The organism is Streptomyces sp. R21 (genome assembly GCF_041051975.1).
In the GTDB taxonomy this organism is placed as follows: Bacteria; Actinomycetota; Actinomycetes; order Streptomycetales; family Streptomycetaceae; genus Streptomyces.
In genome coordinates, this window is record NZ_CP163435.1 from 5642944 (window position 1) to 5656381 (window position 13438).

General features: G+C 71.3%; 11 protein-coding genes. 8 read left to right on the forward strand and 3 right to left on the reverse strand.

The window, feature by feature from the left end:
* The first annotated feature begins 9 nt into the window (after positions 1 to 9).
* Genes AB5J56_RS25295 through AB5J56_RS25315 form a run of 5 tightly spaced genes read left to right on the forward strand, consistent with a single transcriptional unit; the run spans position 10 to position 5979 of the window.
* On the forward strand, positions 10 to 1866 hold the full coding sequence (locus AB5J56_RS25295; RefSeq protein ID WP_369235249.1) for a biotin carboxylase N-terminal domain-containing protein: 1857 nt from the start codon (positions 10 to 12) through the stop codon (positions 1864 to 1866).
* Positions 1863 to 3029 (forward strand): acyl-CoA dehydrogenase family protein, encoded by a 1167-nt coding sequence (locus tag AB5J56_RS25300; RefSeq protein WP_369235251.1) that lies wholly within the window; start codon positions 1863 to 1865, stop codon positions 3027 to 3029. The genes AB5J56_RS25295 and AB5J56_RS25300 overlap by 4 nt, the downstream gene beginning before the upstream one ends.
* 42 nt (positions 3030 to 3071) lie before the next feature.
* Positions 3072 to 4646 carry a 4-coumarate--CoA ligase family protein gene (locus AB5J56_RS25305; protein ID WP_369235253.1) on the forward strand — a complete coding sequence of 525 codons (1575 nt, stop codon included), beginning with the start codon at positions 3072 to 3074 and terminating at the stop codon, positions 4644 to 4646.
* Positions 4643 to 5377, forward strand: a complete 735-nt coding sequence (locus AB5J56_RS25310; protein ID WP_369235255.1) for an enoyl-CoA hydratase family protein — start codon at positions 4643 to 4645, stop codon at positions 5375 to 5377. Before AB5J56_RS25305 ends, AB5J56_RS25310 begins: the two co-directional genes overlap by 4 nt.
* Positions 5365 to 5979 carry a TetR/AcrR family transcriptional regulator gene (locus tag AB5J56_RS25315; protein WP_369235257.1) on the forward strand — a complete coding sequence of 205 codons (615 nt, stop codon included), beginning with the start codon at positions 5365 to 5367 and terminating at the stop codon, positions 5977 to 5979. Before AB5J56_RS25310 ends, AB5J56_RS25315 begins: the two co-directional genes overlap by 13 nt.
* A 19-nt stretch (positions 5980 to 5998) precedes the next feature.
* On the opposite strand, the gene pdxH is transcribed toward AB5J56_RS25315, so the two are convergent.
* Entirely contained in the window at positions 5999 to 6673 is a 675-nt protein-coding gene (gene pdxH / locus AB5J56_RS25320) for a pyridoxamine 5'-phosphate oxidase (protein WP_369235259.1), read from the reverse strand.
* A 302-nt stretch (positions 6674 to 6975) separates the two neighbouring features.
* On the opposite strand from pdxH, the gene AB5J56_RS25325 reads away from it, so the two are divergent.
* Positions 6976 to 8076, forward strand: a complete 1101-nt coding sequence (locus AB5J56_RS25325) for a citrate synthase 2 (protein WP_369235261.1) — start codon at positions 6976 to 6978, stop codon at positions 8074 to 8076.
* 44 nt (positions 8077 to 8120) lie between these two features.
* On the opposite strand, the gene AB5J56_RS25330 is transcribed toward AB5J56_RS25325, so the two are convergent.
* Positions 8121 to 9131, reverse strand: coding sequence for an isopenicillin N synthase family dioxygenase (locus AB5J56_RS25330; protein ID WP_369235263.1), 1011 nt, complete (start codon positions 9129 to 9131; stop codon positions 8121 to 8123).
* Between the two features lie 670 nt (positions 9132 to 9801).
* Between AB5J56_RS25330 and AB5J56_RS25335 the strand changes: the two genes are divergently transcribed.
* The gene (locus AB5J56_RS25335; protein WP_369235265.1) at positions 9802 to 11214 is read left to right on the forward strand and encodes a PAS domain-containing protein; all 1413 of its coding nucleotides are present in this window, start codon (positions 9802 to 9804) and stop codon (positions 11212 to 11214) included.
* A gap of 31 nt (positions 11215 to 11245) precedes the next feature.
* Here the strand turns inward: AB5J56_RS25335 and AB5J56_RS25340 are convergent, their stop codons facing one another.
* On the reverse strand, positions 11246 to 12001 hold the full coding sequence (locus AB5J56_RS25340) for an SIS domain-containing protein (protein ID WP_369235267.1): 756 nt from the start codon (positions 11999 to 12001) through the stop codon (positions 11246 to 11248).
* Positions 12002 to 12251: 250 nt separating this feature from the next.
* Here AB5J56_RS25340 and AB5J56_RS25345 point away from each other — a divergent pair, with 250 nt between their 5' ends.
* Entirely contained in the window at positions 12252 to 12944 is a 693-nt protein-coding gene (locus AB5J56_RS25345; protein WP_356135932.1) for a metal-dependent transcriptional regulator, read from the forward strand.
* Positions 12945 to 13438 lie beyond the last annotated feature (494 nt).

The window sequence follows — 13438 nt, forward strand, 5'->3', positions numbered from 1 at the left end:
GTCCCTCCAGTGATTGCTTCCGTCCTTGTGGCCAACCGCGGTGAGATCGCCTGCCGGGTCTTCCGCACCTGTGGTGAATGGGGAATCCGGACCGTCGCCGTGTACTCGGACGCCGACGAGAACGCCCTCCACGCGCGCGTGGCCGACGCGGCGGTACGGCTGCCGGGGGCGGCGCCCTCGGAGACGTATCTGCGCGGCGACCTGATCGTGAAGGCGGCGCTGGCGGCCGGCGCCGACGCCGTGCACCCGGGGTACGGGTTCCTGTCCGAGAACGCCGACTTCGCGCGGGCCGTCACCGACGCCGGGCTCGTCTGGATCGGGCCGCCGCCGGAGGCGATCGAGGCGATGGCGTCCAAGACGCGCGCCAAGAAGCTGATGGGCCTCGAGCCGCTGGCCGAGGTCACGGCCGCGGACCTGCCCGTGCTGGTGAAGGCGGCGGCGGGCGGCGGGGGCCGCGGGATGCGGGTCGTACGCGAACTCGCCGACCTGGACGGCGAACTGGCCGCCGCCCGCGCTGAGGCCCTCAGCGCCTTCGGCGACGGCGAGGTCTTCGTCGAGCCCTACGTGGAGGGCGGCCGGCACGTCGAGGTGCAGATCCTCGCCGACACACACGGCACGGTGTGGGTGCTCGGCACCCGCGACTGCTCCCTCCAGCGCCGCCACCAGAAGGTGATCGAGGAGGCCCCGGCACCCGGCCTCTCCGAGGAGCTCACGGAGGAGTTGTGCGCGCTGGCCGTACGCGCCGCGCGCGCCGTCGACTACGTCGGCGCGGGCACCGTCGAGTTCCTCGTCGCCGACGGCCGGGCGCACTTCCTGGAGATGAACACCCGCCTCCAGGTCGAACACCCCGTGACGGAAGCCGTGTTCGGCGTGGACCTGGTGGCCCTCCAGATCCGGGTCGCCGAAGGGGCCGCCCTCGAGAACGACCCGCCACGCGCGCGTGGGCACGCCGTCGAGGCCCGCCTGTACGCGGAGGACCCGGCGCACGCCTGGGCCCCGCAGACCGGCACCCTGCACCGCCTCGCCGTACCGGGCGCCGTCCGCCTCGACACCGGCTACACCGACGGCGACCCCATCGGCGTCCACTACGACCCGATGCTCGCGAAGGTGGTGGCGCACGCCCCCACGCGCGCGGAGGCCGTCCGCAAGCTGGCGGCCGCCCTGAGCGGGGCCGAGATCCACGGCCCGGTCACCAACCGCGACCTCCTCGTACGGTCGCTCAGGCACCCGGAGTTCACCGGAGCCCGCATGGACACCGGGTTCTACGACCGGCACCTGGCGGAGCTGACCGCGCCGGCCCCCGACCCGTACGCCCCGCTGGCCGCCGCGCTCGCGGACGCGCACGGGCGCTCCCGGTTCGGCGGCTGGCGCAACGTGGCCTCACAGCCGCAGGTCAAGCGGTACGTCATGGCCGGTGAGGAACACGAGGTCCGCTACCGCCACACCCGTGACGGGCTGACCGTCGAAGGCGTGCGGGTGGTGCGGGCGACCCCCGACCTCGTCGTCCTCGAAATCGACGGTGTGCAGCGGAGGTTCGCCGTCGCGCGCTACGGCGACAAGGTGCACGTGAACGCGACCGCGCTCACCGCGCTGCCCCGCTTCCCCGACCCCACCGCCCAGCGCGAACCCGGCTCGCTGCTCGCGCCCATGCCCGGCACCGTCGTCCGCGTCGCCGAGGGACTGGCCGTGGGAGCCGCCGTGAGCGCCGGACAGCCCCTGCTCTGGCTGGAGGCGATGAAGATGGAGCACAAGATCTCCGCGCCCGTCTCCGGCACGCTCAGCGCCCTGCACGCCGCCCCCGGCCACCAGGTCGAGGTCGGCGCCCTGCTCGCCGTCGTAGTCGCACAGGAGGAACAGCCCGCATGAGCGTCACCCTCGAAACCCAGGAGCACAAGGACCTGCGTGCCGCGGTCGCCGCACTCGGCAAGCGCTACGGCCGCGAGTACCTCACCCGGACCATCGCCGAAGGCGGCCACCCGGACGCACTCTGGTCCGAGGCCGCCAAACTCGGCTACCTCGGCGTCAACCTGCCGGAGGACTACGGCGGCGGAGGCGGCGGCATCGCCGAACTCTCCATCGTGCTGGAAGAGTTGGGCGCGGCCGGCTGTCCGCTGCTGATGATGGTCGTCTCGCCCGCGATCTGCGGCACCGTCATCGCCCGCTTCGGCACGGACGCGCAGAAACAGCAGTGGCTGCCCGGACTCGCCGACGGCAGCCGCACCATGGCCTTCGGCATCACCGAACCCGACGCGGGCTCCAACTCCCACCGCATCACCACCACCGCCCGCCGCGACCCGGACACCGGCGACTGGCTCCTCACCGGCCGCAAGGTGTTCATCTCCGGCGTCGACATCGCGGACGCGACCCTCGTCGTCGGCCGCACCGAGGACGCCCGCACCGGCAGCCTCAAGCCCTGCCTGTTCATCGTCCCGCGCGACGCCGAGGGCTTCCACCGGCAGCGGATCGAGATGGAACTCCAGGGCGCGGAGAAGCAGTTCGAGCTCACCCTCGACGACGTACGGCTGCCCGCCGACGCGCTCGTCGGCGACGAGGACGCCGGCCTCCTCCAGCTCTTCGCCGGCCTCAACCCCGAACGCGTGATGACGGCCGCCTTCGCCATCGGCATGGGCCGCTACGCGCTGTCGCGAGCCATCGCCTACGCTCGCGAGCGCACCGTCTGGAAGGAGCCCATCGGCGCCCACCAGGCCGTCGCACACCCCCTCGCCCAGTCCCACATCGAGCTCGAACTCGCCCGCCTGATGATGCAGAAGGCGGCCCACCTCTACGACGCCGGGGACGACATCGGCGCGGGCGAGGCCGCCAACATGGCGAAGTACGCGGCCGCGGAAGCCTGCGTGAAGGCCGTCGACCAGGCCGTCCACACCCTCGGCGGCAACGGCCTCACCCGCGAATTCGGGCTCGCCTCATTGATAACGGCCTCCCGTGTGGCTCGTATTGCTCCGGTGAGCCGGGAGATGATTCTCAACTACGTCTCCCACCAGACACTCGGACTGCCCAAGTCGTACTGAGAGCCTGCTCAGAGCCCGCCCGAAGCCGCGCCAGGAGGAACCGTGTTCCGCAGCGAGTACGCAGATGTCCCGGCCGTCGAGGAGCCCATTCACGACGCGGTCCTCGGCCGCGCCGCGGAGCGCGGCGACACGCCCGCACTGATCGACGGCGCCGACGGCACCACGCTCACCTACGCGCAACTGGACGTCTTCCACCGCCGGCTGGCCGCCGCCCTCGCCGAGGCGGGCGTCCGCAAGGGCGACGTCCTGGCCCTGCACAGCCCGAACACCATCGCCTTCCCCACGGCGTTCTTCGCCGCCACGCGCGCGGGTGCCTCGGTCACCACCGTGCACCCCCTCGCCACGCCCGAGGAGTTCGCCAAGCAGCTGCGCGACAGCGCCGCCTCCTGGATCGTGACCGTCTCACCCCTCCTGGAGGCGGCGCGCGAGGCCGCCGAACGCGCCGGCGGCGTACGGGAGATCTTCGTCTGCGACAGCGCCCCCGGGCACCGCTCCCTGACCGACCTGCTCGCCACGACCGCCCCCGAGCCGCACATCGACATCGACCCCGCCGAGGACGTGGCGGCCCTTCCGTACTCCTCCGGAACGACCGGCATCCCCAAGGGCGTGATGCTCACCCACAGGTCCATCGCCACGAACCTCGCGCAGCTCCTGCCCTGCATGCCGATGGGCCCCGGCGACCGCATCCTCGCCGTGCTGCCGTTCTTCCACATCTACGGGCTGACGGCCCTCATGAACGCGCCGCTGCGGCAGGGCGCCACCGTCGTCGTACTGCCCCGCTTCGACATCGGCACCTTCCTCGCGGCCATCGAGAAACACCGCATCACGACCCTCTTCGTGGCACCGCCGATCGTCCTCGCCCTCACCAAGCACCCGGACGTCGCGAGCTACGACCTGTCGTCCCTCAAGCACATCATTTCCTCCGCGGCCCCCCTCGACGCGAAGCTCGCCGCGGCCTGCTCGCGGCGGCTCGGCCTGCCGCCCATCGGCCAGGGCTACGGCATGACGGAACTCTCCCCCTGCACCCACCTGGTGCCCCTGGCCGCCGAGAACCCGCCCCCGGGGACGGTCGGCAGGCTCATCGCGGGCACCGAGATGCGCATCGTCTCCCTCGACGACCCCGACAAGCACCTCGACGTCGGCGAACCCGGCGAGATAGCCATCCGCGGCCCCCAGGTCATGAAGGGCTACCTCGGCCGCCCCGACGCCACCGCGCAGATGATCGACCCCGAGGGCTGGCTGCACACCGGAGACGTCGGCCACGTGGACGGCGACGGCTGGCTGTTCGTCGTCGACCGCGTCAAGGAACTCATCAAGTACAAGGGCTTCCAGGTCGCCCCCGCCGAACTCGAAGCCCTCCTGCTCACCCACCCCGGCATCGCCGACGCCGCCGTCATAGGCGTCTACAACGAAGACAACAACGAGGTACCGCACGCCTACGTAGTATGCCAACAGGCCGCCGGGGACCTCTCCGAAGGAGAGGTCATGATGTACGTCGCCGAGCGCGTCGCCCCGTACAAGAGGGTCCGCGGCGTCACCTTCATCGACGCCGTGCCCCGCGCCGCCTCCGGGAAGATCCTCCGCCGCGAACTGCGCGATCTCAGGGAGCAGGCGTGACACTGATCGGCCGTACACGCGCGCGTGGCATCGAGACCCTCACCCTCGACTCCCCGCACAACCGCAACGCCCTCTCGGCGGCGCTGGTGGGGCAGTTGGCCGACAGCCTGGCCAAAGGCGAGAACGACGCCGACGTACGGGCATTCGTCCTCACCCACACCGGCAACACGTTCTGCGCGGGCGCCGACCTGAGGAACCCTCCCGACCCCGACGCCCTGGTGGCGCTGCTCCGGCAGATCGTCACGCTGCGCAAACCCGTCGTGGCCCGGGTGACCGGTCATGTGCGGGCGGGCGGCCTGGGCCTGCTGGCGGCCTGCGACATAGGGGCGGCGTCCACCCAGGCGACTTTCGCCTTCACGGAGGTACGGATAGGGGTGGCCCCCGCGGTGATCTCCCTGCCGCTGCTCCCCCGCACCGACCCCCGCGCCCTCGCCCGCTACTACCTCACCGGCGAACGCTTCGACGCCGCCGAGGCGGCCCGCATCGGCCTGCTGACCGCGGCGGGCGACGACGTGGACGACGTACTGGAACCCATCCTCGACGGACTGCGGAGGGCCGCCCCCCAGGGCCTGGAGGAGACGAAACTGCTGCTCACCGCTAGGGTGCTGGAAGCCTTCGACCGGGACGCGGCCGACCTGACCGCCCTCTCGGCCCGCCTGTTCTCCTCCGCGCAGGCCCGCGAGGGCATGACGGCCTTCCTAGAACGACGGGATCCCGCATGGGCGCTGTGAGCACGGCCGGCGACCGTGTGGAACGTACCCCCAAACAGGACCGCAGCCGGGCCACCCGGCGACGGCTCCTGGAGGCCGCCGTGGCCTGTCTCGCCGAACGCGGCTGGGCGGGCTCCACCGTCTCCGTGGTCGCCGAACGCGCCGGAGTCTCCCGCGGCGCCGCCCAGCACCACTTCCCGACCCGCGAGGACCTGTTCACCGCGGCCGTCGAGTACGTCGCCGAGGAGCGCTCCACCGCGATCCGCGCCCTCTTCCCCGAGGGCGCCACCGACCGCCACGCCGTGGTCGCCGCCCTCGTCGACCTCTACACGGGCCCCCTCTTCCGCGCCGCCCTGCACCTCTGGGTCGCCGCCTCCAACGAGGAACAGCTCCGCCCCCGCGTCACCGAACTCGAAGCCCGCGTGGGCCGCGAGACCCACCGCATCGCCGTGGACCTCCTCGCCGCCGACGAGTCCCGCCCGGGCGTACGCGAGACCGTGCAGGGCCTCCTCGACATGGCCCGCGGCCTCGGCCTCGCGAACCTGCTCACGGACGACGCGGGGCGCCGCGAACGCGTGGTGGCGCAGTGGGCCGTACTGCTCGACGAAACCCTGACGGCATAACGGCACAGTCGTCCCGCAGTCAGGGACTGAGCCGCTCCACCCGCCAGGACCCGTCCGGCTCGGCCACGTACCGCAGCCGGTCGTGCAACCGGTTCTCGCGGCCCTGCCAGAACTCGACCGCCTGCGGGGCGATACGGAAACCGCCCCAGTTCGGCGGCACCGGCACCTGCTCGCCCTCCGGATAGCGGGCCTTCAACTCCTCGTAGGAGGCCTCCAGGTCGGCCCGGGTGTAGAGGACCGAGGACTGCGCGCTGGCCCAGGCACCGAGCTGCGAGCCGTGCGGGCGGGTGCGGAAGTACGCCGCCGTCTCGTCGCGCCCGGTGCGCCGCGCGACGCCCGTGACGACGATCTGGCGGGCCATCGGATGCCACGGGAAGGTCAGCGAGACGTACGGGTTGGCGGCCAGGTCACGGGCCTTGCGGGAGTCGTAGTTGGTGTAGAAGACGAAGCCCTGTTCGTCGTACTGCTTCAGCAACACCGTGCGCGAACTGGGCCGGCCCTCGGCGTCGGCGGTGGAGACGACCATCGCGTTCGGCTCGTACACCACACCCTGCACGGCGGCCTGCACGGCCTGCTTGAACCAGCGGGCGAACTGATCCATGGGACGCGCGGCCAGGTCGTTCTCGTCGAGGCCCTCGTTCCTGTAGCGCTTGCGCATCGCGGCGGGGTCGAGGATGGGGTCGTGGTCGGTCACGTGGTCATCCTGCCGTACGGAACGGAACGGCCCAGCCGGGTGGCACTGAGTGCCGTGGACCCTCCACAAGGGTGGCACTCGGGGTTATCGTGCTGATGCCGTTCCGTTTGGATGACTGCCGTCCGATCGGGGCATCACCGGGGTGACGTGACAGTTTCGGACCGCGAGTCGTGCGACAACGACCGTGGAACCGGACCGGACGATCACTACGAGCCGCAGCATCATCCCTGCCACGTCTTCGTCACCAGCTGTTTCACCACCCCCACAGAACAGCTGTCGCACACATCATGAGGAGCCGCCTGATGTCCGACTTCGTGCCTGGACTCGAAGGAGTCATCGCGTTCGAGACGGAGATCGCCGAACCGGACAGGGAGGGCGGCGCACTCCGGTACCGAGGCGTCGACATCGAGGATCTGGTCGGCCACGTCTCCTTCGGCAACGTCTGGGGACTGCTCGTCGACGGAGCCTTCAACCCCGGCCTGCCGCCCGCCGAGCCCTTCCCGATCCCCGTCCACTCCGGCGACATCCGCGTCGACGTGCAGTCCGCACTCGCCATGCTCGCGCCCGTCTGGGGCCTGCGGCCGCTGCTCGACATCGACGCCCAGCGAGCCCGCGACGACCTCGCCCGCGCCGCCGTCATGGCGCTCTCGTACGTCGCCCAGTCCGCCCGCGGCCAGGGCCTGGCCATGGTCCCGCAGCGCGAGATCGACAAGGCCCACTCGATCACCGAACGATTCATGATCCGCTGGCGCGGCGAGCCCGACCCCAAGCACGTCGCCGCGGTGGACGCCTACTGGACCTCGGCCGCCGAGCACGGCATGAACGCCTCCACGTTCACCGCCCGCGTGATCGCCTCGACCGGCGCGGACGTCGCCGCGGCCCTCTCCGGAGCGGTCGGCGCCATGTCCGGCCCGCTGCACGGAGGCGCGCCCTCCCGTGTCCTGCACATGATCGAGGAGATCGAACGCACGGGCGACGCCGAGGCCTACGTAAAGCAGGCCCTCGACAAGGGCGAGCGCCTGATGGGCTTCGGTCACCGGGTGTACCGCGCCGAGGACCCGCGCGCCCGCGTGCTCCGGCGCACGGCGCGCGAGCTGGGCGCACCCCGCTACGAGATCGCCGAGGCCCTGGAGAAGGCCGCCCTCGCCGAGCTCCACGCCCGCCGTCCCGACCGCATCCTCGCCACCAACGTCGAGTTCTGGGCGGCCATCGTCCTGGACTTCGCGGAGGTCCCGGCGCACATGTTCACCTCGATGTTCACGTGCGCCCGCACCGCAGGCTGGTCGGCGCACATCCTGGAGCAGAAGCGCACGGGCAGGCTCGTACGCCCCTCCGCGCGCTACGTGGGCCCCGGCTCGCGCAACCCTCAGGAGATCGAGGGCTACGACACCATCGCGCACTGACCTTCGCCATACGCCGTCCGGTCATGTCGTACGCCGTCCGGTCATCACGCGGGCGTGAGCAGCTCCGCGTGGTGACGGGCGGCGACGAGCGGGTGGGCGCGGAGCTTGCCCTTCAGCTCGTTGAAGCCGTACTCGGCGAACAGCGGGTTGGCCGGGTCGTCGGTGACGCCGGGAGCGCCGGACGCGTACGGGAAGGGCAGCGGCTCGACACGCGCGTCGAGCCGCGGGTTGTAGAAGAAGGGCACGGAGAACCGCTCGGTGGCCCCGGGCGGGCTGACCACACGGTGGTTGGTCGCGACGAGATACCCGTTCGTGGCGACTTCCAGCAGCTCGCCGAGATTGACGACGAACGCCCCCGGAATCGGCGGCACGTCATGGAACAGCCCGTCCGCACGCTGCACCTGGAGACCGCCCACCTGGTCCTGGAGCAGCAGCGTCAGGAAGCCGTAGTCCTTGTGCGCGCCGACGCCCTGATCGGCGCCGTCGCCCGCGCTGCCCGGATAGCGCACGAGCTTCAGGTGCGGGTGGCCGTGCTCCCCGAAGACCGGGTCGTAGAAGCCGGCGGGCGCCCCGATCGAGGTGAGCAGCTCGTGCAGCAGCCGCCGCGCGACGCCGCTGAGCCGGTCGACCCACGCGAGGGCGGCGCGCCGCAGCTCGGGCAGCGCGGCGGGCCACTGGTTCGGACCCTGCAGCCACCAGTACGCGGGCTCACCGGGCCCGGGTGTCCGCGCGGGCCGCTCGGCCCCGATGTCCAGCTGGTCCCGCCAGTCCCGGCTGCCGCCGGTCTGCTCGTCGCCGGTGCGCGTATAGCCGCGGAAATGCGGCGAGTTGACGTTGTCGAGCGCCAGCCGGTCGGCCTCCGGCAGCGCGAAGAAGGCGTGCATGGCACGCAGCAGGGCGTCGGTCTCGTCCTCGGTGACCCCGTGCCCGACGAGCTGGAAGAACCCCACGTCATGGGCGGCACTGTGCAGCTGAGCGTGCAGCAGCGCACGCGCCTGCGGCCCGCGATCGGCGGCGGAGAGATCGATGATCGGAAGCTGCTGGTACTGAGACATGGTGTGCGTCCGCAGGGTGTACGGGTGCCCGGGCAGCCGCCAGGGGTGGGGCGGGGGGCCACGGGTGCCAAGTGGAAGAAAGAGAAGAAAAGAAGGGAAACAGGGGGCCGGAGGTCAGACGGACCGTCGACAGCCCATGCTCGTGACGCGCACGTAGTCCACGTGTCGGCGTCGAACAAGCATCGGAACCATGCGCCCAGGATACTGCGGTACCGAAGATTCGTATGTGCCGGGCCTCACACGCCGCAGAAAACCCTTCCGGGACCCCGGAAACGCAGACGACCCGCGGACTCAGGTCCCCCACCGGTGAACGGTGAGAAGCCGGCCGGACGTACCGGCGAGCCCGCGGGTCGGGTGACTGCTGGAGATTGGGCCGGCTGCACGCTCATTTCACGCGCTGGTCCGGCACCGCACTGGATGTGGTGACGGGCCGCTAGCCCGCAGCCACCTCACGCGTCCGGTTTGCATACATCTGCCAAACCACCTCCCTTCTCGTGTGCCCCACACATTAGGAACCCGTCGGCGACGGCTCAACCGGTTTTTTCGGCGTACAACGATTTCGTCGAAACTTCCGGGAACCAGGTGTGGGCTGGGTCACGTTCGAGTTGAATGATTCATAGAGAGTGAACTGTCGCGCCGTACGTGCGGACGCAGCCTGCAGGGGGTCCAGGTGAGTGCTTCCCGGCGTAGTGGGACCACGGACGAGCTGGGGCCGGACGAGCCCGAGCGCGAGCCCGGGCATGAGCCTGAGCCCGAGCGGGACGGGTCCGATCTGCTTGCCGCGCTGCTGGATGGGATGGACGCGGCGTTGTGCGCGTTCGATGCCGATGGTGTGGTGACCCATTGGAACCGTGAGGCGGAGCGGATTCTCGGGTGGACGGCGGCCGAGGCGGTCGGGCGGCACGGGTTCGCCGGATGGGCCGTACGGACCGCGGACGCCGAGGAGGTCGAGGAGCGGCTGCTGTCGGTGATGCAGGCCCCGGGGCGGCAGGTGCACGAGTTCGCGCTGCTGACCAAGGACGGCGGGCGGGTGCTCGTACGGACCCAGTCGGCTGCCGTGCGCGGGCCGGACGGGAAGCCCGCCGGGGTGTACTGCGCCTTCAGCGAGGTGCACGCCCAGATCGATCTGGAGCGGTCCATCGCGCTGAGCGAGGCCCTCTTCGAGGACGCCAGCTGGGGTGTCGTCCTCGTGGACGCCGATCTGCGGCCGGCGGTCGTCAACGCGCACGCGGCTCGCGCCCTCGGCATCGGGCGTACGGCGGTCCTCGGGCGGCCCCTGGGTGAGCTGCTGTCGCAGGGTGTCGAGGAGCTGGAGAGCGCGCTGACGCATGTGCTCGCGGAGGGGGCGCCGCCCGCTCCGGCCGAGATGTGGGTGAGCGTGCGGACCGCCGAGGGCGAGCAGCGGCGGTGCTGGCGCAGTGGCTTCCTGCGGCTCGCCTCGCCGCTCGCGGAGGAGCCCGTGCCGCTGGGCGTCGGCTGGCTGTTCCAGGACGTCACCGAGGCCAAGCAGACCGAGCAGGAGGCGGCGCTGCTGCGCTTCCGCGCCAACCAGCTGCACCGGGCGGCCCGCGCCGCCGCCGAGTGCGAGAGCCCGGGCGAGGCGGCCACCGTCCACCTGGACTTCTCGCTCGCCGGATACGCCGACCATGCCGTGATCGACCGGGTGTCGGGCGGCTCCGTGGCCGACGGCGAGGGACCGGTCCGGCTCGTACGGATCGCGACCACGCCCTCGGGGGCGCCGGGGCCGACCCTGCTCACCGGGAAGGCCGGGCTGCCGGTGCGGTACGGCACCGGGCATCCCGCTCTCCAGTGTGTCGAGCGGACCGGATCGGTGCGGGCCAGCGCCTCGGCGTCCGACCCGGAGGCCGCCCGTGAGTGGGCGGTGAGCCGTCAGTGGCCGCCGGACGCGGTGCACGCCCTGTGCGCGGTGCTGCGCAGCCGGGGGCGGACACTGGGCGTGGTGACGTTCCTGCGCGGGTCGGGGCGCAGCCAGTTCGACCGTACGGACGCGGTGTACGCCGAGGACGTGGCCGTACGGATCGCGATGGCGCTGGATCTGGAGGGGCTGCTCGGGCAGTCGTGACGTGCCCCCTGAGGGGCGCGTACGGCGGGGCTCAGCGGCGGTAGAAGATCCGGTCGCCGTACTCCGTCATCACGCGGCCGTTCCACTCGTGGCCGCCGTCCACGTTGCCCGAGCGCAGCAGCGGGGGCTCGATGCCGCGGTCGGCGAGGGCGCCGGCGGCGGTGGCCATGACGGCCTGGAGCAGGGCCGTGGTGACGACGGTGGAGGCGGGGGCGAAGGGGGCCGGGACGGACTCGAGGGTGATTTCCGCGTCGCCGACCGCGATCTTCGAGTCGAGGACGAGGTCGCAGTGGTCCTTGAGGAAGGTGCCCGAGACGTGCCGGGACTTCGTCTGTTCCGTGTAGGCGACCGAGGTCACGCCGATGACCTTGAGGCCGAGGGCGCGGGCGTTCATGGCCATTTCCACGGGCAGCGCGTTGCGGCCGGAGAGGGAGATGATCACGAGGAGGTCGCCGGAGCGGAGCGGGCTGCAGTCCAGGACGGCACTGGCGAGCCCGTCGACGCGTTCCAGGGCGGAGCCGAGCGTGGCCGGCATGACGTCGACGCCGACGACTCCGGGGACGGTGAGCAGGTTCATCAGGGCGAGGCCGCCCGCGCGGTAGACGACGTCCTGCGCGGCGAGCGAGGAGTGCCCGGCGCCGAAGGCGAACAGGCGGCCCCCGTCGGCGACGGTGTCCGCGATGAGTGTGCCGGCGGCGGCGATGGAGTCGGCCTCCTCGTCGCGGACCCGCTGGAGCAGGCCGATCGCGGCGTCGAGGAACTGCCCGGCCAGCTTGCTGTCGCTCATCGGCGAAGCCCCTTCGAGGTGTCCGGTTCGAGGTGTCCGAGGTGCAGGTGTCGCGGATCACCGTGCGGTCTGGACCAGTGCCCTGTCAATACGGCCGGTGGGGGCGCTCCGCGGGCCCGCGAGGCACTCGTAACCGTGTGGTTTCAACGGCGAGGCACGGTTGTCAGTGCTATGCGTCAGAATTGAGTTCAGGGCCAGCGCACACGCCGCGAGCCATCGAGTCTCCGGCAGAGCTAATCAAGGGGCACGTATGTCCGGACTGATCGACACCACGGAGATGTATCTCCGCACCATCCTCGAGCTGGAGGAGGAAGGCGTGGTCCCCATGCGCGCCCGGATCGCCGAGCGGCTCGACCAGAGCGGGCCGACGGTCAGCCAGACGGTGGCGCGGATGGAGCGCGACGGTCTGGTGGCGGTCGCCAGCGACCGGCACCTGGAGCTGACCGAGGAGGGCCGGCGCCTCGCCACCCGTGTGATGCGCAAGCACCGCCTCGCGGAGTGCCTGCTCGTCGACGTGATCGGGCTGGAGTGGGAGCAGGTGCACGCGGAGGCGTGTCGCTGGGAGCACGTGATGAGCGAGGCCGTCGAGCGGCGCGTTCTGGAGCTGCTGCGCCACCCGACCGAGTCGCCGTACGGAAACCCGATCCCGGGCCTGGAGGAGCTGGGCGAGAAGGACGGTGCCGACCCGTTCCTCGACGAGGGCATGCTGTCGCTGGCCGAGCTGGACCCGGGCGCGGACGGCAAGACCGTCGTCGTACGGCGCATCGGTGAGCCGATCCAGACGGACGCGCAGCTGATGTACACGCTGCGGCGGGCGGGCGTGCAGCCCGGCTCGGTGGTCAGCGTGACGGCGTCCCCGGGCGGGGTGCTCGTGGGCAGCGGCGGTGAGGCCGCGGAGCTGGAGGCGGACGTCGCCTCCCATGTGTTCGTCGCCAAGCGCTGAGAGCCGAGCGCTGAGAGCCGAGCGGGACGACGTGGTGTCGCGGCGCCCGGGAGGGGTCGCGTCCGTTTGTCAACTCCTGTTGCGGCAGGGGTAGTTGTGATGTTTCCGCGACCTCACTGAAAAGCAAGATTCAGTGTGCGGAATCGCAGCGCGCGGACCGTTTGCGTGCGAGGCTGTCGCGTGAGGCATATGACCTGAGGGTTCTCGACCATGCTCGACAGCGATGTCAGGCGGTCGGGGAGAGGGGCGGGAGGATGTGCCGCAGACGTGTGGAGGGCCCCGGCGCCGCATGGCGCCGGGGCCTGTCCTCCCCCGAGTTGACCCGGAGCCCCGAGCTCCCAGGGTCATCCCCTTCGGACCGTTTTCCCCGATCGGTCCGCCTCCCGCTGAAGATCTCCCCTCGGCGGCGACGGTCAATCCTTGAGCGTGGTCACTCGAATGAGCGGTGTTAGCGCCGGGAAGGCCATTTTCGAATGCTCATTCGATAGCGTGGG

Bases quoted from the DNA above. Each gene is read 5' to 3' on its own strand.
- AB5J56_RS25300 (WP_369235251.1), top strand. From the start codon at position 1,863: ATGAGCGTCACCCTCGAAACCCAGGAGCACAAGGACCTGCGTGCCGCG.
- AB5J56_RS25315 (WP_369235257.1), top strand. From the start codon at position 5,365: ATGGGCGCTGTGAGCACGGCCGGCGACCGTGTGGAACGTACCCCCAAA.
- AB5J56_RS25325 (WP_369235261.1), top strand. From the start codon at position 6,976: ATGTCCGACTTCGTGCCTGGACTCGAAGGAGTCATCGCGTTCGAGACG.
- AB5J56_RS25330 (WP_369235263.1), bottom strand. From the start codon at position 9,131: ATGTCTCAGTACCAGCAGCTTCCGATCATCGATCTCTCCGCCGCCGAT.
- AB5J56_RS25340 (WP_369235267.1), bottom strand. From the start codon at position 12,001: ATGAGCGACAGCAAGCTGGCCGGGCAGTTCCTCGACGCCGCGATCGGC.
- AB5J56_RS25345 (WP_356135932.1), top strand. From the start codon at position 12,252: ATGTCCGGACTGATCGACACCACGGAGATGTATCTCCGCACCATCCTC.